General features: G+C 69.9%; 24 protein-coding genes and 1 pseudogene. 9 read left to right on the plus strand and 16 right to left on the minus strand.

Annotation, left to right across the window (positions count from 1 at the left end; genetic code table 11):
• Positions 1-220: 220 nt before the first annotated feature.
• Positions 221-565: pseudogene (locus tag ACI2L1_RS42580) on the plus strand (branched-chain amino acid ABC transporter permease); the annotation flags it as partial.
• Positions 566-660: 95 nt separating this feature from the next.
• On the opposite strand, the gene ACI2L1_RS42585 reads toward ACI2L1_RS42580, so the two are convergent.
• Positions 661-1,605 (minus strand): hypothetical protein, encoded by a 945-nt coding sequence (locus ACI2L1_RS42585; RefSeq protein WP_404744857.1) that lies wholly within the window; start codon positions 1,603-1,605, stop codon positions 661-663.
• 80 nt (positions 1,606-1,685) lie between these two features.
• Between ACI2L1_RS42585 and ACI2L1_RS42590 the strand changes: the two genes are divergently transcribed.
• A complete protein-coding gene (locus ACI2L1_RS42590) occupies positions 1,686-1,880 on the plus strand; it encodes a DUF3046 domain-containing protein (RefSeq protein WP_404744858.1) in 195 nt (64 codons plus the stop codon).
• 125 nt (positions 1,881-2,005) lie between these two features.
• Positions 2,006-3,259 (plus strand): AI-2E family transporter, encoded by a 1,254-nt coding sequence (locus ACI2L1_RS42595; RefSeq protein ID WP_404744859.1) that lies wholly within the window; start codon positions 2,006-2,008, stop codon positions 3,257-3,259.
• A gap of 41 nt (positions 3,260-3,300) precedes the next feature.
• Here ACI2L1_RS42595 and ACI2L1_RS42600 read toward each other — a convergent pair whose 3' ends face one another.
• Positions 3,301-4,101, minus strand: a complete 801-nt coding sequence (locus ACI2L1_RS42600; RefSeq protein WP_404744860.1) for a hypothetical protein — start codon at positions 4,099-4,101, stop codon at positions 3,301-3,303.
• Positions 4,101-4,517: a hypothetical protein gene (locus ACI2L1_RS42605; RefSeq protein WP_404744861.1), complete on the minus strand. Its 417-nt coding sequence runs from the start codon at positions 4,515-4,517 to the stop codon at positions 4,101-4,103. The genes ACI2L1_RS42600 and ACI2L1_RS42605 overlap by 1 nt, the downstream gene beginning before the upstream one ends.
• Positions 4,518-4,801: 284 nt before the next feature.
• Between ACI2L1_RS42605 and recA the strand changes: the two genes are divergently transcribed.
• From recA to ACI2L1_RS42620, 3 genes are all read left to right on the plus strand, one after another.
• Positions 4,802-5,926, plus strand: coding sequence for a recombinase RecA (gene recA / locus ACI2L1_RS42610; RefSeq protein WP_404744862.1), 1,125 nt, complete (start codon positions 4,802-4,804; stop codon positions 5,924-5,926).
• Between the two features lie 4 nt (positions 5,927-5,930).
• The gene (recX, locus tag ACI2L1_RS42615) at positions 5,931-6,842 is read left to right on the plus strand and encodes a recombination regulator RecX (RefSeq protein WP_404744863.1); all 912 of its coding nucleotides are present in this window, start codon (positions 5,931-5,933) and stop codon (positions 6,840-6,842) included.
• Positions 6,843-7,212: 370 nt separating this feature from the next.
• Positions 7,213-8,178 carry a sugar ABC transporter substrate-binding protein gene (locus ACI2L1_RS42620; protein WP_404744864.1) on the plus strand — a complete coding sequence of 322 codons (966 nt, stop codon included), beginning with the start codon at positions 7,213-7,215 and terminating at the stop codon, positions 8,176-8,178.
• A 113-nt stretch (positions 8,179-8,291) separates the two neighbouring features.
• Here the strand turns inward: ACI2L1_RS42620 and ACI2L1_RS42625 are convergent, their stop codons facing one another.
• The 8 genes from ACI2L1_RS42625 to ACI2L1_RS42660 all read right to left on the minus strand — a co-directional run bounded on the left by ACI2L1_RS42625 (position 8,292) and on the right by ACI2L1_RS42660 (position 14,703).
• Entirely contained in the window at positions 8,292-8,705 is a 414-nt protein-coding gene (locus ACI2L1_RS42625; RefSeq protein WP_404744865.1) for a rhodanese-like domain-containing protein, read from the minus strand.
• On the minus strand, positions 8,702-9,226 hold the full coding sequence (locus ACI2L1_RS42630) for a cysteine dioxygenase (RefSeq protein WP_404744866.1): 525 nt from the start codon (positions 9,224-9,226) through the stop codon (positions 8,702-8,704). The genes ACI2L1_RS42625 and ACI2L1_RS42630 overlap by 4 nt, the downstream gene beginning before the upstream one ends.
• 73 nt (positions 9,227-9,299) lie before the next feature.
• Positions 9,300-9,347 (minus strand): hypothetical protein, encoded by a 48-nt coding sequence (locus ACI2L1_RS42635; RefSeq protein ID WP_309506048.1) that lies wholly within the window; start codon positions 9,345-9,347, stop codon positions 9,300-9,302.
• Between the two features lie 116 nt (positions 9,348-9,463).
• Positions 9,464-11,068: an FAD-dependent monooxygenase gene (locus ACI2L1_RS42640; RefSeq protein ID WP_404744867.1), complete on the minus strand. Its 1,605-nt coding sequence runs from the start codon at positions 11,066-11,068 to the stop codon at positions 9,464-9,466.
• Positions 11,069-11,256: 188 nt separating this feature from the next.
• Complete coding sequence (locus ACI2L1_RS42645) at positions 11,257-12,162, minus strand: amino acid ABC transporter permease (protein WP_404744868.1); 906 nt, start codon at positions 12,160-12,162, stop codon at positions 11,257-11,259.
• Positions 12,159-12,827: an amino acid ABC transporter permease gene (locus tag ACI2L1_RS42650; protein ID WP_404744869.1), complete on the minus strand. Its 669-nt coding sequence runs from the start codon at positions 12,825-12,827 to the stop codon at positions 12,159-12,161. The genes ACI2L1_RS42645 and ACI2L1_RS42650 overlap by 4 nt, the downstream gene beginning before the upstream one ends.
• A 189-nt stretch (positions 12,828-13,016) precedes the next feature.
• The gene (locus tag ACI2L1_RS42655) at positions 13,017-13,865 is read right to left on the minus strand and encodes a glutamate ABC transporter substrate-binding protein (protein ID WP_404744870.1); all 849 of its coding nucleotides are present in this window, start codon (positions 13,863-13,865) and stop codon (positions 13,017-13,019) included.
• A 61-nt stretch (positions 13,866-13,926) separates the two neighbouring features.
• A complete protein-coding gene (locus tag ACI2L1_RS42660) occupies positions 13,927-14,703 on the minus strand; it encodes an amino acid ABC transporter ATP-binding protein (protein WP_404744871.1) in 777 nt (258 codons plus the stop codon).
• 301 nt (positions 14,704-15,004) lie between these two features.
• Here ACI2L1_RS42660 and ACI2L1_RS42665 point away from each other — a divergent pair, with 301 nt between their 5' ends.
• Together ACI2L1_RS42665 and ACI2L1_RS42670 are read left to right on the plus strand one after the other, a co-directional pair.
• The gene (locus tag ACI2L1_RS42665; protein ID WP_404744872.1) at positions 15,005-15,691 is read left to right on the plus strand and encodes a response regulator transcription factor; all 687 of its coding nucleotides are present in this window, start codon (positions 15,005-15,007) and stop codon (positions 15,689-15,691) included.
• A 151-nt stretch (positions 15,692-15,842) separates the two neighbouring features.
• Positions 15,843-17,225 carry an ATP-binding protein gene (locus ACI2L1_RS42670; RefSeq protein ID WP_404744873.1) on the plus strand — a complete coding sequence of 461 codons (1,383 nt, stop codon included), beginning with the start codon at positions 15,843-15,845 and terminating at the stop codon, positions 17,223-17,225.
• On the opposite strand, the gene ACI2L1_RS42675 is transcribed toward ACI2L1_RS42670, so the two are convergent.
• From ACI2L1_RS42675 to ACI2L1_RS42685, 3 genes are all read right to left on the minus strand, one after another.
• Positions 17,215-18,210 (minus strand): TAXI family TRAP transporter solute-binding subunit, encoded by a 996-nt coding sequence (locus ACI2L1_RS42675; protein WP_404744874.1) that lies wholly within the window; start codon positions 18,208-18,210, stop codon positions 17,215-17,217. The two genes, ACI2L1_RS42670 and ACI2L1_RS42675, sit on opposite strands and share 11 nt — an antisense overlap.
• A 205-nt stretch (positions 18,211-18,415) precedes the next feature.
• Entirely contained in the window at positions 18,416-18,844 is a 429-nt protein-coding gene (locus tag ACI2L1_RS42680) for a hypothetical protein (RefSeq protein WP_404744875.1), read from the minus strand.
• A 99-nt stretch (positions 18,845-18,943) separates the two neighbouring features.
• Positions 18,944-21,838, minus strand: coding sequence for a SpoIIE family protein phosphatase (locus tag ACI2L1_RS42685; protein WP_404744876.1), 2,895 nt, complete (start codon positions 21,836-21,838; stop codon positions 18,944-18,946).
• A gap of 168 nt (positions 21,839-22,006) precedes the next feature.
• Between ACI2L1_RS42685 and rutA the strand changes: the two genes are divergently transcribed.
• The gene (gene rutA, locus ACI2L1_RS42690; RefSeq protein ID WP_404744879.1) at positions 22,007-23,089 is read left to right on the plus strand and encodes a pyrimidine utilization protein A; all 1,083 of its coding nucleotides are present in this window, start codon (positions 22,007-22,009) and stop codon (positions 23,087-23,089) included.
• Between the two features lie 370 nt (positions 23,090-23,459).
• Here rutA and argG read toward each other — a convergent pair whose 3' ends face one another.
• Positions 23,460-24,914: an argininosuccinate synthase gene (argG, locus tag ACI2L1_RS42695; protein WP_404744877.1), complete on the minus strand. Its 1,455-nt coding sequence runs from the start codon at positions 24,912-24,914 to the stop codon at positions 23,460-23,462.
• 183 nt (positions 24,915-25,097) lie between these two features.
• Positions 25,098-25,664 (minus strand): LuxR C-terminal-related transcriptional regulator, encoded by a 567-nt coding sequence (locus ACI2L1_RS42700; protein ID WP_404744878.1) that lies wholly within the window; start codon positions 25,662-25,664, stop codon positions 25,098-25,100.
• Positions 25,665-25,855 lie beyond the last annotated feature (191 nt).

A 25,855-nucleotide genomic window follows, 5' to 3' on the forward strand; every position in this document is an offset into this window, starting at 1 on the left:
GGGGGTGTCCGTCCTCGGTCCGGCGGTTCTGCTGCTTCAGATGTGCTGGATAACGGACGCCGGCCGCTGCGGGCGGACACCCCCCACCCCGTCCCCTTCGCGCCGTCGGCGACTGCAGCTCCCCAGGGGCGCGGGGAACTGCGCGATCAGCCCCCACCGGGGCGTAGCCGCCCGACACCCGACCCGGCACTCGGGATGGCGTCGGCGTGACAATGGGCACATGGCGGGTCCCGGGGAGTGGGCGCGGCCTGGCGGTATGTCGGCAGGGAGCGGAGTCACGCTGCCGCAGACCTGTGCGCTGAGCCGTCTGGTGTTCACCGGTGCGTCCCAGTTCGCGCTCGCGGCCGGAGGGAGCCCTGCGACGAGACGGCGGTATGGCTGGCGCAGCCCACGTGGCGCAGTGCGCGGATCGGGTTCGCCGTTGCGGGGCTGAGTCTGTATGTGCTGTGGAACCTGACCATCTTGCTTGGCGCACCTGGGAGCCGGTGCGATCGGGGACACGCGCGTGTGGGCCGCGAGGCTTGCCGTGGCGCTGATTCTGCGTGCGCCCTTCCTGCTCGTGACGGCGGGTGTGCGGGCCATGGGGGTGTGACGGCGGATGCGGGCGCCATGGAAGCGTGGCGCGCCGCCGTCGCGCGCGCGTGCGGTCGTCGGATCGGCTCAGCCGACGTCGCGGCCGTACACCCGCAGGGTGCGCAGTGCCTCGATCGTCACCATGGGGCGCGCTTCGAGGGCGCCGGCCGGTGCCCACTGGCGCCGACGGGTCGGCCAGCCGCCGTCCTCCTGCTGCTCGGCCGCGAGGAAGTCCAGCGAACGGGCCATCTCGTCGTCCGTGAACCATGTGCGCGCGAGGGAGTCCGGCGCTTTCGCGTAGTCGTGCGGGAAGTGGTGCTCGCCCGGGGCGTAGCCGGGGGCCAGGGGGGACCCGTCGAGGTTCGAAGGATCCAGCGCGGCCAGTCGATGCTCGCGCACCAGGCGGCCGAGGCGGTCGGCGGTCGACTCCGCGCGCGAGCGGTCGGGGGCCGAGTCCAGGAAGGTCAGGGCCGCCTGGATCTCGTACGGGTGGGACACCTGGAGGGACTCCACCGCCAGCCAGCAGAAGTCCGTGGCCCTGAACAGCCAGGCGTGCCACACCTCGTTGCGGTGCAGCAGACCGACCACGGGACCGGTGGTGAGCAGTTCGCTCGGCGGGGCGTCCACGACCGGCAGGAAGGGGGCCGTCGGATAGCCGCGCTGGGCCGGCGTCACCGCGGGCAGGGCGCCGTCCGGGGTGGACACAGAGGTGAGATAGCGGCAGACGCGCTCCACGCGCTGTCCACCGCAGCGTCCGACGGCGTCCAGGACCCGCAGGGCGTGAGCGGTGTGCAGGGGCTGGCTGACCGGGCCGCGCAGATCGGGTTCCAGCGCGTGACCGTACCCCCCGTCCGCGTTGCGGTAGGCGTCCAGAGCCGTCTCCACCGGGTCGGGGCCGCCGTTCAGGAAGTGGTACGCGAACAGACGCTGTTCCAGCACACGCGCGGTGCGCCAGACGAACTGCTCGGCGCGGAAGAGCGGGGAGTGCGCCGGTGGCGTCTGGGGGAGTGGGGAAGCTCCTGTTTCGGGCATGCGTCAGACCGTAGGGCGGAAAGCGGTGTCGGCAAGCGGTCCCGGCTCAGGCCCACCCTCAGGGGCGGGATACTGGAGTCATGCGGTTGACGGTCTTCTGGCAGCGGATGGCGGAACACTTCGGTCCGGGATACGCCGACACCTTCGCGCGCGATCATGTGATGACGGAGCTCGGCGGGCGCACGGTGCACGAGGCACTGGACTCCGGTTGGGACGCCAAGGACGTGTGGCGTGTGGTCTGTACCGTGATGAACGTCCCGGGCGAGAGGCGCTGAAGGATCGTGGGCGTTCCGGGGAGAAGTGCCAACCGGTCGTGAACATCTCACGAAAGAGGCACTGACCGGTCACGAAGATCGCAGGACGGCGGCCGATTGTCAGTCATGTGGGCGAGACTTGCACCGTGGCACCCACAGACGAGACCGGGCAGGCAGCCCAGCACGCATCTCCGCTCGGTACGACGCCGCCCACCCGGCCCCCGGCCGCCGGCGCCGGGCCGAACGCCCGCATGCCGCGCTGGCTGCCGCGCGCCATGGTGCTCGCGCTCGCCCTCTTCGCCGTGTTCCAACTGGGCAGCTGGGCCTTCCACCAGCTCATAGGGCTGCTGATCAACATCCTCATCGCGTTCTTCCTGGCCCTGGCCATCGAACCCGCGGTGAGCAAGATGGCCGCGCGCGGTATGCGCAGGGGGCTCGCCACCTTCCTCGTCTTCTTCGCGGTGCTGATCGTGTCGGCGGGCTTCGTCGTGCTGCTCGGTTCGATGCTCGCGGGACAGATCATCAAGATCGTCGAGGACTTCCCGAACTACCTCGACTCCGTCATCAACTGGATCAACGGCCACTTCAACACCGAGCTGAAGCGGGTGGACGTCCAGGAGGGACTGCTGCGCTCCGACTGGCTGCGCAACTACGTGCAGAACAGCGCCACCGGCGTCCTGGACGTGTCCGCCCAGGTGCTCGGTGGGCTTTTCCAGCTCCTGACGATCGCGCTGTTCTCGTTCTACTTCGCTGCGGACGGCCCGCGGCTGCGCCGGGCGATCTGCTCCGTCCTGCCGCCCGCCCGGCAGGCCGAGGTGCTGCGCGCGTGGGAGATCGCCGTCGACAAGACCGGCGGCTACATCTACTCGCGCGGTCTGATGGCACTCGTCTCCGGAGTCGCGCACTTCGTCCTGCTGCAGGCCCTGGACGTGCCGTACGCGCCCGTGCTCGCCGTGTGGGTGGGTCTGGTCTCCCAGTTCATCCCGACCATCGGCACCTATCTCGCGGGTGCCCTGCCCATGCTGATCGCCTTCACCGTCGATCCCTGGTACGCGCTGTGGGTGCTGGTCTTCGTGGTGATCTACCAGCAGTTCGAGAACTACGTGCTGCAGCCGAAGCTGACCTCGAAGACCGTCGACATCCACCCAGCGGTCGCCTTCGGCTCGGTCGTCGCGGGCACCGCCCTCCTCGGCGCCGTTGGCGCCTTGATCGCCATCCCGGCGGTCGCCACGCTCCAGGCGTTCCTGGGGGCATACGTGAAGCGGTACGCCGTCACCGACGATCCTCGGGTCCACGGGCACCGGAAGCGGGGCGAGGGGCCCTCGCCGGTCACACGCGCGCGTGCGCTGTGGCAGCGGCGGCATCCGGGGGCCCAGGACTCCTCCGACGGCTCGTCCTGAGGGGCGCCCGGATCTGTGCGTGAGGGCGCCCCGAGCCAGGGTCAGTACGTGAGGGCGGCCCACACTCCGGCGCCGATGACGGCCGCGACGTAGCAGCCGATCGCGCAGTACAGGATCCGTCGGCGCAGTGGCCCGCTCCAGGATGTACGGGACAGCAGCCAGACCAGTGCGGGCAGGATCAGGACCGCGTGCAGGCTCACGCCGTGCAGCGGCTTGAGCGGGGCGGTCGAGTGGTAGGCCGCCTCCTGGTGGCCGGTGCGGGTGAGGACGACACCGCGCGCGATCATCGCGGCACCCGATGCGAGCGCGACGAGCAGGATCGCGAACCCCGACCGCACCGCGAGGTCCATCCCCGCGGGTCCCGAGGGCCGGTGCCGGAACGACGCTACGGCGAACACGGTCAGCAGCGCGACGAGGACACCGCCGCCCACCGCGAGCGTCATGGAGACCGCCGTGTCGAAGGGCGTCTCCATGTCGAGGTGCGACGGGACCCCCCGCCATGCCTGCAGGGTGATGCCGCCGACCTCCACCACGCAGTCGGCCGCGAACACGGCGAGCAGCAGGGCGCGTGGCCGGGCGCCGACGCGCAGATACGACGTGACCCAGGTGACCGCGATCAGCGTCACCCCGAAGGACACCCCGAATGTCACCGGCTTGCGCCAGGAGACCGGCCCGTCCCAGGGGCCGCCGTCCACGGCGAAGACCACCAGGTGCGCGAGGCCGGAGAGGACCAGCAGGAGCCCGGTGGCGTGGCAGAGACGCTCCACGCGGCGTGCGCCGGAAGCCCGCGGCACCGACGTCGGTGTCGGCACCGCAGGTGCTTCCGTCAGGGCCGGGTCCATCAAGCCCGTGCTCCCTTCCGCGCCAGGGTGGCCGCGGCCCCCGCGATCACCAGGGCGGCGAGGGCGACGAGCTCTGCGACGGTCGATGCGATGAGCGCGGTGTCCCCCGAGGAGAGGTGGTCGCCGGTGTTCGGGGTCAGGATCGCACCCACACCGATGAACAGTCCGACGGCGAGGCAGAGCCCGGTCGTCCAGCGGTTCCTACGCAGGATCAGCAGGGCCGCCGCCACGAGGGGGATGACGAGGCCGGGCGGGACGGCGGGGTAGTCCGCGCCGGCGGCGATCTGGCAGGCGATGGACGCGGCCAGCAGGAGCAGTGCGGACAGGGTCGCGATCACGGCCGGGGGACGTGCCGTCGCGCTGTCGGCGCGGTCGGTGGTCGGGGTCGGTTCTGGGGTGCTCGTCGGGGTCTCCATGGCACAAGACTCGCGAGAACGGGCCGCCCGGTCGTCGTACCGCCGAAGGCACCTGAAGTACGCCGTGGGAAGTAGCAGGTGCCGCGTGGTGCGCTTGACACAAAAATCGAACATCCATTCTTATGGAAGCTCCGGTGGAGCCGGCGGCGGGTTTTTCGACATGGTTTGGATGGAGAAGTGCCCGAGTTGTCCACAGGCCGGACGGGCGTCGGGGCGCATTGTCAGTGGCAGGCGTTAGCGTCTTTGACGTGAAGCGATCGACTCAAGCAAATCGGGTGGAACCCATGGCAGGAACCGACCGCGAGAAGGCGCTCGACGCCGCGCTCGCACAGATTGAACGGCAGTTCGGCAAAGGCGCGGTCATGCGCATGGGCGAGCGACCGAACGAGCCCATCGAGGTCATCCCCACCGGGTCGACCGCACTCGACGTCGCGCTCGGCGTCGGCGGCATCCCGCGCGGCCGGGTGGTGGAGGTGTACGGCCCGGAGTCCTCCGGCAAGACGACCCTGACGCTGCACGCGGTGGCCAACGCGCAGCGGGCCGGCGGCCAGGTGGCCTTCATCGACGCCGAGCACGCCCTCGACCCCGAGTACGCGAAGAAGCTCGGCGTCGACATCGACAACCTGATCCTGTCCCAGCCGGACAACGGCGAGCAGGCTCTGGAAATCGTGGACATGCTGGTCCGCTCCGGCGCCCTCGACCTGATCGTCATCGACTCCGTCGCCGCGCTCGTCCCGCGCGCGGAGATCGAGGGCGAGATGGGCGACAGTCACGTCGGTCTGCAGGCCCGTCTGATGAGCCAGGCCCTGCGGAAGATCACCAGCGCGCTCAACCAGTCCAAGACCACGGCCATCTTCATCAACCAGTTGCGCGAGAAGATCGGCGTCATGTTCGGCTCCCCGGAGACCACGACCGGTGGCCGGGCGCTGAAGTTCTACGCCTCGGTGCGCATGGACATCCGCCGTATCGAGACCCTGAAGGACGGCACGGACGCGGTCGGCAACCGCACCCGGGTCAAGGTCGTCAAGAACAAGGTCGCGCCGCCCTTCAAGCAGGCCGAGTTCGACATCCTCTACGGCCAGGGCATCAGCCGCGAGGGCGGCCTGATCGACATGGGCGTGGAGCACGGCTTCGTCCGCAAGGCCGGCGCCTGGTACACGTACGAGGGCGACCAGCTCGGTCAGGGCAAGGAGAACGCGCGCAACTTCCTGAAGGACAACCCCGACCTGGCCAACGAGATCGAGAAGAAGATCAAGGAGAAGCTGGGCGTCGGCGTGCGGCCCGAGACGCCGACCACCGAGCCGGGTACGGACGCCGCGGGGCCCGCTGCCGCGGACGACGCCGCCAAGGTGCCGGCTCCGGCGGCCGCGAAGGCGACGAAGGCCAAGGCTCCGGCCGCCAAGAGCTGATCCTGTGACACGGCGAACCGACTGGGCCGAGTACGAGGGTGCTCCGGGAGGGTGGGGCGGAAAGGGCGACGGGAGTTCTGCCGGGCCGGGCGGCGACGGGTACGGGGACGGTAAGGGACACGGTACGGACGGGGGATTTGGCCGTGCGCTGACGTATGGCGACGGTCGGCCCTACCGCGTCGGCCGCTCCGACAGCGACGGTGAGTCGTACGGCGGGAGTCCGTCGTACGACGACGAAGGGGCGGTGAGTGGCTCCGGAGCGGTCGGCCGGGGTTCGCGCAGCGGTGGTGGCGGAGCCCCGGGTGCGGGTCGTTCCCGTGGGCGTCGACAGCGTCGGCGCGGCTTCGGGGAACCGTCGCCCGGTGAGGACGGAGGCGGTCTCTCCTCGTCGAGGGCCGAGAAGGGGGAGCCTCCGGCGGACCCGGTGGAGCAGGCGCGGGCGATCTGTCTGCGCCTGCTCACCGGGACCCCGCGCACGCGGAAGCAGCTCGCCGACGCCCTGCGCAAGCGGGAGATCCCGGACGAGGCCGCCGAGGAGGTGTTGTCGCGGTTCGAGGAGGTCGGGCTGATCAACGACAGTGCGTTCGCGGATGCCTGGGTGGAGTCCCGGCACCACGGTCGGGGGCTCGCCCGGCGGGCGCTCGCCCAGGAGCTGCGGACCAAGGGCGTCGACTCCACGCTGATCGACGCGGCCGTCTCGCAACTCGACTCCGACCAGGAGGAGGTGACGGCACGCGAGCTGGTCGACCGCAAGCTGCGGGCCACCCGTGGCCTCGACCGCGACAAGCGACTGCGCCGCCTTGCGGGCATGCTCGCCCGCAAGGGCTACTCCGAGGGCATGGCCCTGCGGGTCGTCCGCCAGGCGCTGGAGGAGGAGGGGGAGGAAACGGAGTTCCTCGGCGACGAGGGGTTCTGAAACGGGGGAGTTGTCGAGGACGGGGTATCGCTGGAGGGCAGAGGGCAGAGGGCAGAGGGCAGAGGGCAGAGGGCAGAGGGCGGGCGGTAGGGGGCCGGTGCGCCAAGCGGGTATGGGCTTGCATCAGCCGTGCTCCACAGACTCGCTCAGATAGCGGCCGTCACCCACACCCCCGTGGCGCGCATCATTAGCTTGCGTTCCCGGAAGGGCTGGGTTTGCGCCGCCGGCTGTACCGTCTGCTGCCGTCGCAAGGCCGACCGAACCTCTGTGCGGGTCCGTCCGCCGCCCCCACCGGTGCTCGGCCAAGAGCCGCACGCGCGACGACCCGTGTCCGCACAGCACCTCGGTACGTCCTGAAAGGCGGCCCGCCATGCCCGAAACCGCCCGCGCGCGCAGAGCCCCGGTCGCCTCGTTACTCGCCGCCGGGCTGGTACTGAGCGGCTGTGTGTTCCAGCAGAGCGGCGAAGCCGGGATCGACGGGCCCATCACGCTCGGCTTCGTCAACGGGGGCACAACCCAGTTCCACACCTGTCTCGCGGAGTCCGTCGAGCAGTTCGCCAGATACAACCGGGCCAGGATCTACACGGCCGACTCCCACCAGGACGCCGGCACCGAGCTGTCCAACATCGACGACATGATCGGACGAGAGGTCGACGCGCTCATCATCCAGACGGTCAACGTCGACGCGCTGGAGGACGACATCGCCAAGGCGAAGAAGGCCGGCGTGCCGGTCTTCCTGACGTCGGTCCTGCCCGAGGACACCTCCGACATCCTGGGGGCCGTCGTGGTCGACCTGAAGAAGGTGGGAGCACTGGACGCCCAGTGGATCGCGCGGGACGCCGACGGCAGGTCCGTGCAGGTCGGTATCGTCGCCGGTGCGCCCGGAGCCGCCTCCGACCTGCTGGTGGGCGGGTTCACCAAGGCACTTCCGGACAGTGCCGAGGTCGTGGCCGACCAGCCCGGAATGTTCGACCCGGCCAAGGCCCGGCAGGTCGCCGAGGACATGATCCAAGCGCACCCCGGCCTGGACTACGCCTTCGTGGCCAACGAGGAGATGGCCTTCGCCGTGAGGAAGGCCTTCGACGCGGCCGGTGCCGGGGACGTCAGGATCGTGACCGTCAACGGCACCGACGAGGGGCTCGCGGCGCTCAAGGACGGTCGTTTCGCGGCCACCGTCGCCAACTCCGCCGCCGACACCGGCGAGTTGGCCGTCACCAACACCATCGCCATGCTGCGCGACGAGGACACCGACAAGATCGCGAACACCCGGGTGCGCCTGGTCACCAAGCGGACCGCGGACACGGCCCCGCTCTACTGCCCGCCCGACGTCGGCTGACGCCCTGGCATCCCGGGAACAGCCTCCCGGGAACAGCCTCCCGGGAAACGGCACCCCGGGAAACGGCACCCCGGGAAACGGCACCCCGGGACCCCATCGCCCCGGCGACCTGGCTAGGCCGTCACCGGCAGCGCCGCCTCCCGCCACGCCTGGAAGCCGCCCACCAGATCCGTGGCACGGTGCAGCCCCAGCCGGTGCAGGGACTCCACCGCCAGACTGGAGGCGTAGCCCTCGTCGCAGACGACCACGATCCGCAGATCATGGCCCGTGGCCTCAGGGACGCGATGGCTGCCCCGTGGGTCGAGTCGCCACTCCAGTTCGTTGCGCTCGACGACCAGGGCGCCGGGGATCAGGCCGTCCCGCTCGCGCAGGGCCGCGTACCGGATGTCCACCAACAGCGCCTCACCGGCCTGTACGGCGTCGTACGCCTCCCGGGCTCCCACCCGCTCGTAGCCCGCGCGCACCCGCTCCAGCAACTCGTCGATGCCGGGCGGCCGTTCGGTCGTACGGCTGACGGTCGCGCTCACTGCCAGTCCTCCGGGCGTTCCACGTGCTCCAGCCGCAGGATCTGTGCCGTGCGGCTGTAGCGGCGGATCTGCGGCAGAGGAGGGTAGTAGGCGTGCACGGAGATCGCGTGGGCCTCGGTGGACTCGTTGAGCACCTCGTGGACGTGGTGCTGTCCGAAGGAGCGGCCCTTGCCGACCGGCAGCCGTCGCTCGCGGTCCACGTCGTCGGAGAGTTCGAGGGTCTTCCAGCCGCCGGCGGGCAGCCGGGCGGCGAGGGAGTTCTCCTTGAGCTCGCCGGCGGCGGTGACGAAGGCACCGACCGACTCGGCGTGGTCGTGCCAGCCGGTGCCGGTGCCGGGCGGCCAGCCGATCAGCCAGGCCTCGCTGCCGCCGGGCCCCTCCAGGCGCACCCAGGTGCGGCCCTCGGGGTCGAGCGGGAGCGAGTCGATCAGCTCGGTGTCAGCGGCCGTACGCCGGACGAAGTCGAGGAGTTCGGCCTGCGTGGGCGGGGCGACGATGGAGACAGAGGGGGAGCGGGACACGGGTACCGTCCTGAAGAGAGTTCGCGGGACCGCGCCGTCGCAGAGGCGAGACACGGGGAGGGAAAAGGCGAATTCAGCAGGACGGTCGACACACGCAGCCCGCATAGCGGACGAGGTCCATATGGACCCTCCGCCACAGGCGCACACAGGTGTCGGTCACGATCCGGAGTACACCATGCGGGCGAGGGCTGTTTCAACTCACTGTCACTATGTGGACGCAGAGTGACAGTGAGCACATCAACGTGATCCGGCCCCCGCGCTCGCCTCCGCCTTGGCAGGCGGCCCGCCGAGCGCCGTCTCGGCCGCCGAGTACAGGTCGGCCGGCCGGACCCCGCTCAGCGCCGTGACGAGGTGACCGTCGGGCCGTACCAGAAGGACCGTGTGCGGGGCCGCACCCGGGTACTCCTCGGCGACCAGCAGCTCGGCCGCGTGCGGCAGCGCGGTCACCGCCGCCGCCAGACGGGGCATGATCCCGGCGGTCACCCAGTGCTTGCGCTCCCACACCCCGGTGCCCGGCGCGACCAGGACGACGAGCAGCGCGCCCCGGCCGAGGCGCTCGCGCAGCCGAACGAACGAACCGTCCTCCGCGGTGACCCGTACATCCACGACCGAGGCCCCCGGCGGGGTGTCGACGGGCACCTCCCCTTCGAGGTGCCGGGGTGCGAGGGGCGAGTCGGCGTACGCCCCCGGCGCACCGAGCGGGCCGCGCCCCAAGTGACCGTCCGTGAGCAACGCGTCGTGGCCGCGCGACGAGCCCGGCACGACCGCGCGCAGGCCCCCGCCGCCGCGCAGCAGTGGCAGCGCCTGGTCGGCGGCGCGCAGCCGCCCGGCGACGACCGCGCGCCGCTCGGCCTGGTAGCTGTCCAGAAGCGCCTCGTGCGGCCCGTGGTGCCAGGCCAGGGCCAGCTTCCAGGCGAGGTTGTCGGCGTCCCTGAGGCTCTCGTCGAGCCCATGCGTGCCGAGCGCCCCGAGGCAGTGCGCCGCGTCCCCGGCGAGAAAGACCCGGCCCACGCGCCAGCGACGGGCCAGGCGGTGGTGCACGGAGTGGACTCCGGTGTCGAGGAGGTCGTACGACGGTGTCGAGCCGCCCGTCCAACCGGCGAGGGTCTCCCGGACGCGGGCCACCAGGAGCTCGGGTGTGACCAGGTCCTTGCCCGGCGGCAGCAGCCAGTCCAGGCGCCACACGCCCTCGGGGAGCGGACGGGCGGTGATCTCCCCGGCCGAAGCACCAGAGGTCCGCCACGGCGGCGTCCGGTGCAGCAACGCGCGGCCCTCCCACGGGAGTTGGGTGCGCAGGGCGGCGACCGCGTGGCGCTCCACGGCCGTACGGCCCGGGAAGCGGATGTCCTGGAGCTTGCGCACGGTGGAGCGCGGGCCGTCGCAGCCGACCAGGTAACTGCCGCGCCACCATGTGCCCTTGGTGCCGCGCGTGTGGGCGGTGACGCCCGAGGGCTCCTGCTCGATGGTGTCGAGACGGTTGTCCGGGACGAGCCTGACCAGTCGCTCCTCGGCGAGGGCGGTGCGCAGGGCGCGGGTCAGGACGTGCTGGGCGAGGTGCAGGGGTGCGTCCGCGGCCTCCTCGAAGTCGACCTCGCGCATCACCTGCTTGCGGCGCATCGACCGCCATCCGGCCCAGTGCATGCCCAGGCCGGTGACCGGCACACCGGTCAGCCGCGCCATGAGGGCGGCGGTGTCCTCGTGCAGTACGGCCGTACGGGCCAGGCGGGGTTCGTCCTTGCCCGGGCCCTCGTCGAGGACCACGGAGGGGACCTCCTGACGCGCCAGCGCCAGGGCGAGCGTGAGCCCGACGGGCCCCGCTCCGACGATGATCACCGGGTCCACGACGCGGCGCCCCCTGCCTGCGGCGGAGTCCCGGGGAACGTATGTGAACAGGAGGTTGGAGCAGGGTGCACGATCACAGAACGTATGCAACCCATTGCCGGTGCTTGCGTCAAGTGACGTAGGCAGTGGCGATCATGCCACTGCCTACGTGTCGTTCTCAGGTGTGGTTCAAGCCACTTGACTGACGATCAGATAGTACCGCCGGCGCCCGTCCCGTAGGTGCCGCCCACCGCCGCCGGGTTGACCTCCACCGTGTCCTCGCCCAGCACCGCGCCCGTGCTCTTCTTGCTGCGCCGCAGCCTCTGCTCCAGCCAGCTCGCGAAGCTGGTGAGGATGAAGTTGACGATGATGTAGATGATCGCGACGACGATGAAGCTGGGGATGACGTTGGCGTAGTTGGCCGCCAGGGTCTGGCGCGAGTTGAGCAACTCGGGGAAGCCGAGCATCACACCGCCCAGCGCGGTGTCCTTCACGATGACGACCAGCTGGCTGACGATCGCCGGCAGCATCGCGGTGACCGCCTGCGGGAGCAGGATGTTGGTCATCGTCTGGCCCTTGCGCAGACCGACCGCGAAGGCCGCCTCCGTCTGTCCCTTGGGCAGCGAGAGGATGCCGGCCCGGACGACCTCGGCGAGCACCGACGCGTTGTAGAGCACCAGGCCGGTGACGACGGCGTAGAGCGGCCGCTGCTCGCTGGAGATGTCCGTGGAGCGGACGTAGAACTCGTTGGCGAACAGCATCAGCAGCAGCACCGGGATGGCCCGGAAGAACTCGACCACCGTGCCGGCCGCGCCCCGTACCCAGGCGTGGTCGGACATACGGGCGATGCCGAAGACCGCGCCCAGCGGAAGGGCGATGACCATGGAGATCGCCGCGGCCTTCAGGGTGTTGCCGAGGCCGGGCAGGAAGTAGGTCGTCCAGGCATCGCCGGTGGTGAAGGGCTCCCAGAGGTTCCACTCCAGCTGGTTCTTGTCGTCCATCTTCTGCCACACCCACCACAGCAGGAGGAGGAGCAGCAGGGTGAAGACGACCGACAGGAGGACGTTGCGCCGTTTGGCGCGGGGTCCCGGAGTGTCGTAGAGGACCGAACTCATCGCTTCACCGCCAGTCGCTTGGCGAGCCAGCCGAGGAGGAGGCCGGTCGGCAGGGTCAGTACCACGAAGCCGAGCGCGAAGACCGCGCCGATGGCGAGCGTCTGGGCCTCGTTCTCGATCATTTCCTTCATCAGGAGGGCAGCCTCGGCAACGCCGATCGCGGCCGCCACCGTGGTGTTCTTGGTGAGCGCGATCAGAACGTTGGCCAGCGGGCCGATGACCGAACGGAAGGCCTGCGGCAGCACGATGAGACGCAGGGTCTGGGTGAAGTTCAGCCCGATCGCGCGGGCCGCCTCGGCCTGGCCGAGCGGCACCGTGTTGATGCCGGAGCGCAGCGCCTCACAGACGAAGGACGAGGTGTAGGCGATGAAACCGAGCACCGCCAGCCGGAAGCCCTGGACGTCGAAGTTGTCCGGCGCGCCCATCGTCACACCGAAGATGTCGGCGAGGCCGAGCGAGGTGAAGACGATGATGACCGTCAGGGGGATGTTCCGGACGATGTTGACGTAGGCGGTGCCGAACCCGCGCATCAACGGCACCGGGCTGACCCGCATCCCGGCCAGCAGGGTGCCCCAGATCAGGGAGCCGACGGCGGACAGGGCGGTGAGTTTCACCGTCATCCAGAACGCCCCGAGGACGTCGTAACCTTCTAGAAAGTCGAACACGATCTCCCGCGCTTCCGGGTGTGTGGCGTGTGGCGTGTGAACGGGTGCGGCGGCGCTCCGCTGGTTGCGCCGCCGCACCTCGCCGTTGGCATCTGCGGGTTCGTCGTGGCTGGTCGCGCAGTTCCCCGTGCCCCTGAAGGGGCATGGCCGAACTGTCGGCCACAGCCGCTCAGCCGGTGGATCCCCGCGTTACTTGACGATGACGCCGACCTTCGGGGCGGGCTCGTTCTTGTAGCCGGCCGGGCCGAAGTTGGCGTCGACCGCCTTCTGCCAGGAGCCGTCGCTGACCATCTTCGTCAGGGCCGCGTTGACCTTGTTCACGGTCGCGGTGTCGCCCTTCTTGACACCGATGCCGTAGTTCTCGTTGCTCAGCTTGAGGCCGGCGAGCTTGAACTGGCCCTTGTACTTGTCCTGGGCGGCGAAGCCCGCGAGGATCGAGTCGTCCGTGGTCACCGCGTCGACGGCGCCGCTCTGCAGGCCGGCGATGCACTCCGAGTAGCCGCCGTACTGCTTCAGCTGGGCCTTGGGGGCGAAGTCGTCCTTGACGTTCTGAGCCGAGGTGGAGCCGGTCACGGAGCACAGCTTCTCGCCGTTGAGGTCCGTGGCCTCGCTGATCTTGGAGTCCTTCTTGACCAGCAGGTCCTGGTGGGCCAGCAGGTACGGGCCGGCGAAGTCGACCTTCTGCTTGCGCTCGTCGGTGATCGAGTAGGTGGCCGCGATGAGCTTCACATCGTCACGGGCGAGCGCGTTCTCACGGTCGGCGCTCTTGGTCTCGACGAACTCGATCTGGTTCGGCTCGTAGCCGAGCTGCTTGGCCACGTACGTCGCCACGTCCACGTCGAAGCCGGAGAAGGAGCCGTCGGGCTCCTTGAGGCCGAGGCCCGGCTGGTCGTACTTGATACCGATCTTGATCTTGCCGCCACCGCCGCCGCTGGAGCTGGAGCTCGCGTCGTCCTTGCTGTCGCCGCCGCAGGCGGTCGCGGACAGGGCGAGGGCGAGAACTGCTGCCGAGGCGGCGGTGACCTTGCGGAGCTTCATGGTGAACATCCTTTGGGTGGTGAAGAGATGAGAGCCGTCGGTGGTCGATCCGGATGGCACGTCAGTGGTGCAGGATCTTCGACAGGAAGTCCTTGGCACGGTCGCTGCGCGGGTTGCTGAAGAACTGGTCGGGCGCAGCCTCCTCGACGATCCGTCCGTCCGCCATGAACACCACGCGGTTTGCGGCCGATCGTGCGAAACCCATCTCGTGCGTGACGACGATCATCGTCATGCCGTCGCGGGCAAGCTGCTGCATGACCTCCAGTACCTCGTTGATCATCTCAGGGTCGAGCGCCGACGTGGGCTCGTCGAAGAGCATGACCTTCGGGTCCATCGCCAGGGCCCGTGCGATGGCGACCCGCTGCTGCTGACCGCCGGACAGCTGCGCGGGGTACTTGTCCGCCTGTGTGGCGACGCCCACCCGGTCGAGCAGGGCGCGCGCCTTCTCCTCGGCCTTCTTCTTGTCGGCCTTGCGGACCTTGATCTGGCCCAGCATCACGTTCTCGAGCACGGTCTTGTGCGCGAAGAGGTTGAAGGACTGGAAGACCATGCCGACATCGGCGCGCAGCCGGGCCAGTTCCTTGCCCTCCTGGGGCAGTGCCTTGCCGTCGATGGCGATCGCACCCGTGTCGATCGTCTCCAGGCGGTTGATGGTGCGGCACAGGGTGGACTTCCCGGACCCGGAGGGTCCGATGACCACGACGACCTCGCCGCGGGCGATCGTCAGGTCGATGTCCTGGAGTACGTGCAACGCGCCGAAGTGCTTGTTGACACTCTTCAGGACGACCAGTTCGCCGGTTGCGGCCACATCTTCCTTGGCCACCGATACTTCGGTCATCGCTCTCTGGCTCCGTCCTCCTCGGTTTCGGAGGACAGTAGTAACCCCATGCGACCAGCGTCATCAGTATTGAGGGGAATCTGAGCATCACGATCCGATAGCAATCGGACACGTGTCGTAGCAGTTGCGACCAGTGCGCATATCGGCCGGGTAACGGTACCGCGACGCAACCGGAACGCCCTTGACGCCGTCCTCATCCATCAGCATGACTGCACGGTGCGCACGCATGCGTGCGCACGCTTATGTGTAGCTGTTCACCGCATATTCAGATAGTACGTCCGATGGGTCAAAGGGGGCCGGGGTGAGACTTCTCCTCGTCGAGGACGACAACCACGTGGCCGCCGCGCTGTCCGCGGTGCTGGCCCGGCACGGTTTCGACGTCACGCACGCCCGCAGCGGCGAGGAGGCGCTCCAGGCGCTCGTCCCGGAGAGCGACGGCTTCGGGGTCGTGCTCCTGGACCTCGGTCTGCCCGACCAGGACGGCTACGAGGTGTGCGGCAAGATCCGCAAGCGCACCAGCACCCCGGTCATCATGGTCACCGCGCGCTCCGACGTACGCTCCCGCATTCACGGCCTCAACCTCGGCGCCGACGACTACGTGGTCAAGCCGTACGACACCGGAGAACTGCTGGCCCGCATCCACGCCGTCAGCCGGCGCACCGCGCACGAGGACGTCCCCGGCGGTGGGGACGCCGCGCTGCTCCTCGGTACCGTGCGCATCGAGCTGCCGACCCGTCAGGTCACCGTGGGCGGTACGGTCGTCCAGCTCACCCGCAAGGAGTTCGATCTCCTCGCGCTGCTCGCCCAGCGGCCCGGCGTGGTCTTCCGGCGCGAGCAGATCATCAGCGAGGTCTGGCGGACCAGCTGGGAGGGGACCGGGCGCACGCTGGAGGTGCATGTGGCCTCCCTGCGCGCCAAACTGCGCATGCCGGCCCTGATCGAGACCGTGCGGGGAGTGGGATATCGCCTGGTCGCTCCCGCGGCGTGAACGGGGTTCGGGACCGGCGAACTGTGCGAGGAAGAGGAACGGTGGCTGTGAAGGCGGGTGAGTGCGGGAGCGGCGCTGACCGCGTGCGCGGTGGCGCGTGTGCCGGCATCCGGGCGCGGCACGGTATGCCGGTCGGGTCGTAGGGGATTCTGTGCGGACACGTCTTCTCCCGCTGCTCATCGTCCTGATGGCGGCCGTGCTGATGGCCCTGGGCGTACCGCTCGCCATCGGTGTGGCCGCGGCGCAGCAGCAGAAGGTCGTCGTCGACCGTATCGACGACACCGCGCACTTCGCGGCGCTCGCCCAGTTCGTCACCGACGCCTCCGACGAGCGCCTGGAGACGCTGAAGAGCGAACTCACCAGCTACTACAAGGTCTACGGCATTCGGGTCGGTGTCTTCTACGACGGCGAGTTGCCGATGGCCACGGCACCGGGCGGGTGGCGCCTCCCCCAACAGGGCGAGGTGCGCGACGCGTTCGGCGAGGCGCTGCTCAGCCGCCGCAGCCAGGACCCCAAGCAGGTGTGGCCATGGCAGCAGGGCCGGCTGGTCGTCGCCTCTCCGGTGATCCGGGACGGAGACGTCATCGCGGTCGTGGTCACCGACTCGCCCACCGGGCCCATGCGTTCGCGCATCCTGCACGGCTGGCTCGTCATCTTCGCGGGCGAACTCGCCGCCATGCTACTGGCCGTGGGTGCCGCGCTACGGCTGACCGGATGGGTGCTCAAGCCCGTGCGGGTCCTCGACGCCACCACGCACTCGATCGCGAGCGGGGCCCTGAAGTCCCGGGTCGCGGCCGCCGGTGGACCACCCGAACTCCGGCGCCTGGCACGGTCGTTCAACGAGATGGCGGACAACGTCGAGGACGTGCTGGAGCAGCAGCGGGCCTTCGTCGCCGACGCCTCGCACCAGTTGAGGAATCCGCTCGCCGCACTACTGCTGCGCATCGAGCTGCTCGCCTTCGAACTCCCCGAGGGCAACACCGAGATCGCCTCCGTGCAGGCCGAGGGCAAGCGGCTGGCCCAGGTCCTCGACGACCTTCTCGACCTCGCGCTCGCCGAGCACACCGAGGCGGACCTGAGGATCACCGACATCGGGGAGCTCACCGCCGAACGGGTGGCCGCCTGGACGCCCACCGCCGAGGCCAAGGGGGTGCGCCTGGTGGGGAGTTGCCCGCCCACCACGGCCTGGGCCGACCCCGTCACGCTGTCCAGCGCCCTCGACGCGGTCATCGACAACGCGCTCAAGTTCACACCGAAGGACGAGACGGTGGAGGTGACGGTGGCCGCGGACGGTGACACCTCCACCGTCGTGGTCGCCGACCACGGGCCCGGGCTCAGCAATGAGGAACTCTCGCGGGTGGGGGACCGGTTCTGGCGCAGTGGGCGGCATCAGAACGTCAAGGGGTCAGGGCTTGGGCTGTCCATCTCGCGGGCGCTGCTGGCGGCGGGGGGCGGCGCGATCTCGTACGGGCACCAGGAACCGCACGGGCTGGTGGTGACGGTGGCCGTGCCTCGAAGTCGGCCTACGGCTTGACCGAGCGGTAGTAGTCGCGGGCGCCGTCGTGGAGGGGGATCGGGTCCGTGTAGATCGCCGTTCTCACGTCGACCAGTTGGGCGGAGTGGACGTCGTGGCCGATGCCGTCCCTGCTCTTGATCACGGTCCGGGTGAGCCACTCGGTGAGCTCGGGGTCCATGTCCTTGCGGGTGATCAGCAGGTTGGAGACGGCCATCGTCGGCACGGTCCTGCCGTTCTGGATGGACGGGTACGCCGACGCCGGCATGTTGGTGGCGCGGTAGTAGCGGGTGGACTCGCCCTCCGCGTGCAGTTTCGTCACGAGGGACGGCTCTATCGGGATGAAACGGAAGTCGGAGTGCTCGGCGAGCTGCTTCAGGCCGTCGGTGGGCAGGCCGCCCGACCAGAAGAACGCGTCGAGGCCGTGGCCGAGGAGCTTGGGGCCGGTGTCGATGCCCTCGGTCCTCGGCTGGATGTCCTTGCCCGGGTCGAGGCCGACGGCCCTGAGCACGCGGTCCGCTATCAGCCGTACGCCGGAGTCGGGGGCGCCGATGGAGACGCGCTTGCCCTTCAGGTCCTTCACGGTCCGGATGTCCGAGTCGGCCGGGACGACGAGCTGTACGTAGTCGTCGTAGAGGCGGGCGACTCCGCGGAGCTGGTCGGCTCCGGGGTCGCCGTTCTGCAGATAGGTCTCGACGGCGTCGGCCGCGGCGATGGCGAAGTCGGCCTTTCCGTTCGCCACGAGTTTGACGTTCTCCTGGGAGCCCGCGCTGGTGTCCAGCTTCACGCGCAGGTCCGGCATGTCCTCGCGGATCGCGTTGCGGAGGAGTCCGCCGTACTTCTGGTAGACGCCTGCGCGGGTGCCCGTGCGGAAGGTGATCGTGCCGCTCGGGGGGGCCTCGCCGAGGGGGAGCAGCCACCACAGGAGCAGGCCGAGGGCCACGAGGGTGGCGACCGCGGTCTGGAGCGCCTGGCGGCGGCTTGGGCGGAGGGGCGGCTTGGGCATGCGGTGATCCTGCCACGTGCCTCCGGCGGTTGGGCAGGGGGTACGGGTGCCTGCGGCGGCCTGTGCAGGTTGGTGGGTGCGGGTGCCTGCGGCGGCCTGTGCAGGTTGGTGGGTGCGGGTGCCTGCGGCGGCCTGTGCGGGTTGGTGGGGGCGGGCGTTTCGCGCAGTTCCCCGCGCCCCTAAATGCCTGCGGGTCCCCTGTTCATCAGCGCGCGCGTCCGCCTGTGCCGCGTCGCCGCTTTACGACATACGCACCCGCCAGGCCGAGCCCGCCGAGGGCCAGCGCCACTCCCACCGCCCGCTCGAAAGCGGCCGGGCCCACGCTGCCCCCGGTGCCGCCCTGGACCCCGAGCGTCGGAGCAGCCGTGGCTGTAGCCGTAGCCGTAGCCGTACTCACGACGGCGGTGCTCCGCCGGGGCAGCACCTCGCAGGCGATGCCGTCGTCAGGGCCCTGGTCCTCGTCGAGCCGGTTGGGGTCGGAGCGGTCGAGGTCGAACACCGCCTGCGCGTCCTCCTGGTACACGAAGTCGGCGCAGTCCAGGTCGTCGTCTTGAGCGTGTGCGACGCCGGTCAGCGGTCCTGCGATGGCCAGGGCGGCCACCGCCGCTCCGGTGAGCGTGGTGCGTATTGCCATGGGTCGTGCCTTTCGGTGGGGCCTGAACAGCCGTCACCGCGACCCTAGGAACGCGCGCGGTGTTCGGCCCGTGGTGGTGGGCCGAACGGGCACGCGTCGTCAAAGCAGCGCCTCCCACTCCTCGTCGAAGTCCGCTGCGGTCAGGAACACCGCGTCCGACGGCTCGGCCGGGCCTCGCAGGGACTGTTCCGTCCAGATGCACTTGCCCGTGGGCGTGAAGCGGGCGCCCCAGCGAGTGGAGAGGGCCGAGATGAGCTGGAGGCCACGGCCGCCCTCGTCGGTCTCCGTGGCGCGGCGGATGCGGGGCATGGTCTGGCTGCCGTCGTAGACCTCGCAGATCAGCTCGGTGGTGTGGAGGAGACGGAGCCGGACCGGGCCCCGGGCGTGCCGGACGACATTGCCGACCAGCTCGCTGACCAGGAGCTCCGCGGTGGGGATCAGATCGTCCAGGTCCCAGGCCGCCAGCTGTTCGCGGACATGGCGGCGGGCCAGGCTCGCGGCCTTCGGGTCGTCGGGGAGTGCCCAGGAGGCCATCCGGTCCGCGGGCAGCGCGTGCAGGCGGGCGACCAGGAACGCCGCGTCGTCGGCGGCCTGCTGGCCCGTCGGCAGGAGACCGTCCGTCAACGTGTCGCACAGGCGTTCAAGGTCTACGGCGGTCCCGTCGGCGTGGGCGGCGCCGAGCAGTCGCGCCAGGTCTGCCATTCCCTCGTCCATCTCGCGCTTCGCCGACTCCACCAGCCCGTCGGTGTAGAGCACGAGCAGACTGTCCTCGGGTACCTCAAGGTCGACCGTCTCGAAGGGCGGCTCGGCCGCGCCCAGCGGTGGATCCGCGTCCGGTTCGGGGAAGTGCACGGTGCCGTCGGGACGGACCAGGGCGGGCGGCGGATGGCCGGCGCGGGCGATGGAGCAGACCTGGGTCGTCGGGTCGTAGAGCGCGTACAGACAGGTGGCGTACGACGCCTCGCCCATGCCGCCGACGATGTCGTTGAGGTGGCCCAGGATCTCGCCGGGCGGCAGCTCCAGGTCGGCCAGGGTGTGCACGGCGGTCCGCAACCGGCCCATGGTGGCCGCCTCCGGCAGACCGTGGCCCATGACGTCACCGACGACCAGCGCGACCTGCCCGCCCGACAGCGGGATGATGTCGTACCAGTCGCCGCCCACGTCCGCGCCAGGACCGGCCGGCAGATAGCGCGCGGCCGCCGTGCACGCGGGCAGGTCGGGCAGCGCCTGGGGGAGCAGACTGCGCTGGAGTTCCCGGGACCGGGTGTGCTCGGCGTCGTAGAGCCGGGCCCGCTCCAGGGACTGGGCGACGAGCGCGGTGATCGTGGTGAGCAGGGCGCGTTCCTCGTCGTCGAGCAGCCGCGGCCGGTCGAAGGAGACGACACACACGCCGAAGGTGTGGCCGGACGCGGTCAGCGGCAGAAACGCCCAGGACTGCTTGCCGCCGCGGGCGGGGAAGTCGGCCAGCTCGGGATAGACCCGCGCGTACTCCTCGGCCGAGGACACGAACAGCGGGACGTCGGATGCGATGGTGTCCCAGACGGGGTCGCCGACGGTCGAGCGCGGGCGGCTGTCGAGCAGGTTGACGAACTCGTCGGAGTAGCCGACGGCGCCGACGTGGTGGAGCCGGTCGCCCTCGAGGGCCTGGACCATGAGCCCCGAGGCGGCGAACGGTGGCAGCACCCGGCGGGCGACCGCGTCCACCACATCCCGCGAGGTCGTCGCCTTGGCGAGCTCCGTGGTCAGCTCGGCGATCCGGACCGCGCGTTCGGCCGCGGCCCGCTCGGCGGCCTGCCGCTCCTCGGCCAGCCGGCGCTTCTCGGTGACGTCCTGGAAGTACAGGGTGCGCCCGTCGGGGCCCGGCACCACCCGCACATGGAGCAGGGAGCCGCAGCTGGGGAGGTACACGTCGAAACCGGCGGGCCTCTCCTCGGCGGCCGCCTCAAGACAGCCGCGCTTCAGGTCAGGCACCTCGCGCGCGGCGGGCAGGTCCCACAGCAGCCGCCCGAAAAACTCCTCCTCGGAGAAGCCGAGGAAGCGTTCCGCCTCCAGGTTGGCGAAGGTGATCCGCCACTCGTCGTCCACGGCGAGGAAGCCGTCGCTCATGTTCCGCAGGGCACGGCTGAGCGCGTCCCGGGCGGTGCGCGACTCGTTGCTCTCCCAGCCGACGCCGATCATCCGCAGCGGCTCGCCCTGCTCGTCGTAGGTGGTGACAGCGCGGGCCTGGGTCCAGCCCCAGGTACCGTCCAGGCGCCGCACTCGGTACTCGGCCTCGAAGACCGTGTGGCCGGCGATGGCCTGCTCCACCAGCGCGAGGGTGGGCGCCAGGTCGTCGGGGTGGACGCATCTCATCCAGTCCTCGACCTGGCCGGAGAAGTCCTCGGGCAGGGTGCCGTACAGCTCCAGCGCCGCCTCGTCCCAGATCAGCTCACCGCTGTGGATGCCCCAGTCCCAGGAGCCGACCTGGACCTCCTTCAGCGCCTGCCGCATCCGCTCCCCGCTCAGTTCCGCGTGCGAGGGGCCGGACGGCGGGGGCGCCTGGGCCATACGGTCCTCGGTCCAGGCGACGACGTCCCGCAGAAAGTCCCAGTGTTCCGGGGTCGGTTCGCCCCGCTCACCGGCCAGGACGGTCAGTGCGCCGATGCTGCGCCGTCCGCTGAACACCGGGAGGGCGGCGAGGCCGGTGCCGGGCCAGGCGACCTCCTGCGGCTCCGGTGCGTCCTGGGACAGCGGCACCCAGACGCCCTTGCCCCGCTGGAGCGCGCGGGCCGGGGCCAGCGGGCCCTCCTGGTCGACGATCTCCCAGGAGCGGGTGAGGGCGGGCGGCAGACCGGCGGACGAGACCAGACGCAGTGCGGACATCGGGCCGCGCAGGTGCATGGTCCCGCCGAGTGCGCTCAGTTCGCCGACCGCATGCCCGAGTGCCAGCCGGAAGACCTCGCTCTCCGTCGCACCAGGGGCCACCGTGTCGAGAAGAGCGAGCCGCGCGTTCATGGAGGGAACTTATCGTTCCCGATTCTGTTCGAAAGGTGCTTCACAGTTTCCGACCGGTCGGCTCTGTCACTTCCGCACCTCAACTGCCTGTGAATCACGGCAAGTTGCTGAAATCCCGGACGTGTACCGTGCCGTCGGACGGGCAGTCTGAGGATCATGAGGAGCGGCATGGACATCGGTGTCTTCATCCCCATCGGCAACAACGGCTGGCTCATCTCGAAGAGTTCCCCGCAGTACCTGCCGACCTTCGAACTCAACAAGGCCGTCGTGCAGAAGGCCGAGGAGCACGGGTTCGACTTCGCCCTGTCGATGATCAAACTCAAGGGCTTCGGCGGCGAGACCGAGTTCTGGGACCACTGCCTGGAGTCGTTCACGCTGATGGCGGGCCTGGCGGCGGTGACCGAGCGGATCAAGCTGTACGCCTCCACGCCCATCCTCGCGCTGCCGCCGGCGATCGTCGCCCGCATGGCGGTCACCGTCGACTCCATCGCCCCCGGCCGGTTCGGCGTCAACATCGTCACCGGCTGGGCTCCCGGCGAGTACGCGCAGATGGGTGTCTGGCCTGGCGACGAGCACTTCGGCAACCGGTACGCGCGGGCCGAGGAGTACGTGACCGTGATGAAGGAGCTGTGGAGCGAGGGCGTCAGCAACTTCAAGGGCGAGTTCTACGAGATGGACGACTGCGTGCTCTCGCCTCGCCCGGCGAACGGGCACATCGACATCGTCGCCGCCGGACAGAGCGGCACCGGCATGCGGTTCGCCGCCGGGCACGCCGACTACAGCTTCATCCTGGGCAGCGGCGTCAACACTCCGCTGGCCTTCTCGGACAGCGCGGCCACGCTGGCGGACGCGGCGCGGGAGACGGGCCGTGACGTCGGGGCGCTGTCGCTGTTCATGGTCATCGCCGACGAGACCGACGAGGCCGCCCGCGCGAAGTGGCAGCACTACCACGCGGGCGCCGACCGGGCGGCGCTGGCCTACATGGCGGGGGAGTCGGCCACCGACACCACCGCCGACGACTCCTCCACGGCTCGCACCATCGTGCTGCCCGAAGGCGCCGTGAACCTCAACATGGGGACGCTCGTGGGGTCGTACGAGACCGTCGCGGGGATGCTCGACGAGATCGCGGAGGTGGTGGGCACCAAGGGGGTCATGCTGGTGTTCGACGACTTCATCGAGGGTGTCGAGAACTTCGGGACCCGGATCCAGCCGTTGATGCGGTCGCGGGAGGGTCGGGCGTCGGTGGTCTGACGGGTGGGTTTTCGGGGGCGGCTGAGGTTTGTCGGGGTGGGGTGCGTGTTCGGCTGGGGGCCGGGTCGGTGGCGTCTCAGCGGGTCGTGGTGACGGCTTACATTCCTGTGCCGCGCGACCAGGTGTCACCGGCTTTGCCGCGCTTGGGCACGGGGCGGAACCGCATGTCGGCAACACGCCGCGCTCGAAGGCGGGGTCCGGCCGTCGGCCGCCGCACCGGCGCTCATCATCCGCGGGTGGCCGCAACGCAGGCCCGCCGCTCCGGAGGCTCGTCCGAACGACCGAGAAGCCGGTCCGGTGCCGTTGTCAGGCACCGGACCGGCTTCTCGGTCGTGAATCCGCTCGTGGTAGTGAATCCGCCGGCAGGGTGTCAGTCCGTGCCGAACTCCATGGCCGCCCGGTCCAGCAGGGCCTCGTCCTCCGAGACCTCGCCGCGGGACGCGATCGCCTCGGCGCCGCCCTCGGGGAGCTCCGGCATGGTGCCGATGAGTCCGGTCGCCGCCGCCTGGGAGGCACCGATGGTGGGGCTGCCGGTGCCGATCAGGCCGAGGCCCACGTACTGCTCCAGCTTGGCGCGGGAGTCGGCGATGTCGAGGTTGCGCATCGTGAGCTGGCCGATCCGGTCCACCGGGCCGAAGGCCGAGTCCTCGGTGCGCTCCATGGACAGCTTGTCCGGGTGGTACGAGAACGCCGGGCCGGTGGTGTCGATGATCGAGTAGTCCTCGCCGCGACGGAGGCGGAGGGTGACCTCGCCGGTGACGGCCGCGCCGACCCAGCGCTGGAGCGACTCGCGGATCATCAGGGCCTGCGGGTCCAGCCAGCGGCCCTCGTACATCAGACGGCCCAGGCGCCGGCCCTCGTTGTGGTACTGGGCGAGGGTGTCCTCGTTGTGGATCGCGTTGACGAGACGCTCGTAGGCCGCGTGCAGCAGGGCCATGCCGGGCGCCTCGTAGATACCGCGGCTCTTCGCCTCGATGATCCTGTTCTCGATCTGGTCGGACATGCCCAGACCGTGCCGGCCGCCGATCGCGTTGGCCTCCATGACCAGGTCGACGGCGGAGCCGAACTCCTTGCCGTTGATGGTCACCGGGCGGCCCTGGTCGAACCCGACCGTCACGTCCTCGGGAGCGATCTCGACCGACGGGTCCCAGAACTTGACGCCCATGATCGGCTCGACGGTCTCGATGCCGGTGTTGAGGTGCTCCAGGGTCTTGGCCTCGTGGGTGGCGCCCCAGATGTTGGCGTCGGTGGAGTACGCCTTCTCGGTCGAGTCCCGGTACGGCAGCTGGTGCGCGACCAGCCACTCCGACATCTCCTTGCGACCGCCGAGCTCGGTCACGAAGTCCGCGTCCAGCCAGGGCTTGTAGATCCGCAGGTTCGGGTTGGCGAGCAGGCCGTAGCGGTAGAACCGCTCGATGTCGTTGCCCTTGAAGGTCGAACCGTCGCCCCAGATCTGGACGTTGTCCTCCAGCATCGCCCGGACCAGGAGCGTGCCGGTGACGGCGCGGCCCAGGGGCGTGGTGTTGAAGTACGCCCGCCCGCCCGAGCGGATGTGGAACGCCCCGCAGGTGAGTGCGGCCAGTCCCTCCTCGACGAGCGCGGCACGGCAGTCGACCAGGCGTGCGATCTCGGCACCGTAGGCGTGCGCGCGGCCGGGCACCGAGTCGATGTCGGGCTCGTCGTACTGGCCGATGTTCGCGGTGTAGGTGCAGGGGATGGCGCCCTTGTCGCGCATCCACGCGACGGCGACGGAGGTGTCGAGACCGCCGGAGAAGGCGATGCCGACGCGCTCGCCGGCGGGGAGGGACGTGAGGACCTTGGACATAGGAAGATTATGCATCACGGCGCATGGTCATGCAAAGCCCCTGGTGTCGCCGTGCACGTGATTCGCGTCATCCGTGGCGGCGCTTCCCCCCGAGTGGCCCGAGGGGGGCGATCGACCGCACGGTGCACGCGACGCGCACCGCGGCCGGGGCCGCGGTGCGCATGTATGTTCGAGTGCGGGTCGTCAGGCAGGCAGGGGCAGCACGGCTTCCGGATGGTCGCCGAAACCGGCGTCGCGCGCGAGCAGTGCGGCGGCGGCGCGGTCGTGCACCTCCAGCTTGGCGAAGATGCGGGAGACGTAGTTGCGTACGGTCTTCTCGGCGAGGAAGAGCCGACGGGCGATCTGGCGGTTGTTCATGCCGTCCGCGAGCAGTTTCAGTATCTCGCTCTCCCGGCTCGTCAACCGGGCGAACTCGGGCGGTTTCGGAAGCTTCTGCGTGGTGGCGAAGTATTTGCTGAAGCGAGCCGCGATCGTGGGGCTGAACGTGGCACCCCCGCGCGCGACGATGGGCAGGGACTGCAGCAGTTCCTCCGGGCATGCGATCCGAGCGAGATATCCGTTCACGCCGAGGCGGAGGGCGGAGACGATCACGTCGTCGTACTCGTTCTGCGACACCACGACGATCCGCGGCCGGGACTTCTCCTGGCGGTACGTGGAGACGATCCACGCAACGTTCCTGCAAATGGACTGTCTGGACGGCGGTTCGCCGATGATCACGACGTCAGGGCGGATCGGGTTGCTCTGAGACATCGAAGGCCATGGGACTCGTCCACCGCCGTGCCGATGAGGTTGACGCTGTCGTCCTGTTCGACAATCGCTTCGAGCCCGGCCAGACTTACGGGATCCTCACTGAGAGGTCGTTTTCATCTGAGGTATGGCACTTTGAGTCGTATTGTCGCGCCTCTCGGTTTGGGGCTGATGAGTCGGTGGAGGTTGTTCTT

The organism is Streptomyces sp. NPDC019531, assembly GCF_044903305.1.
Taxonomy (GTDB): Bacteria; Actinomycetota; Actinomycetes; order Streptomycetales; family Streptomycetaceae; genus Streptomyces.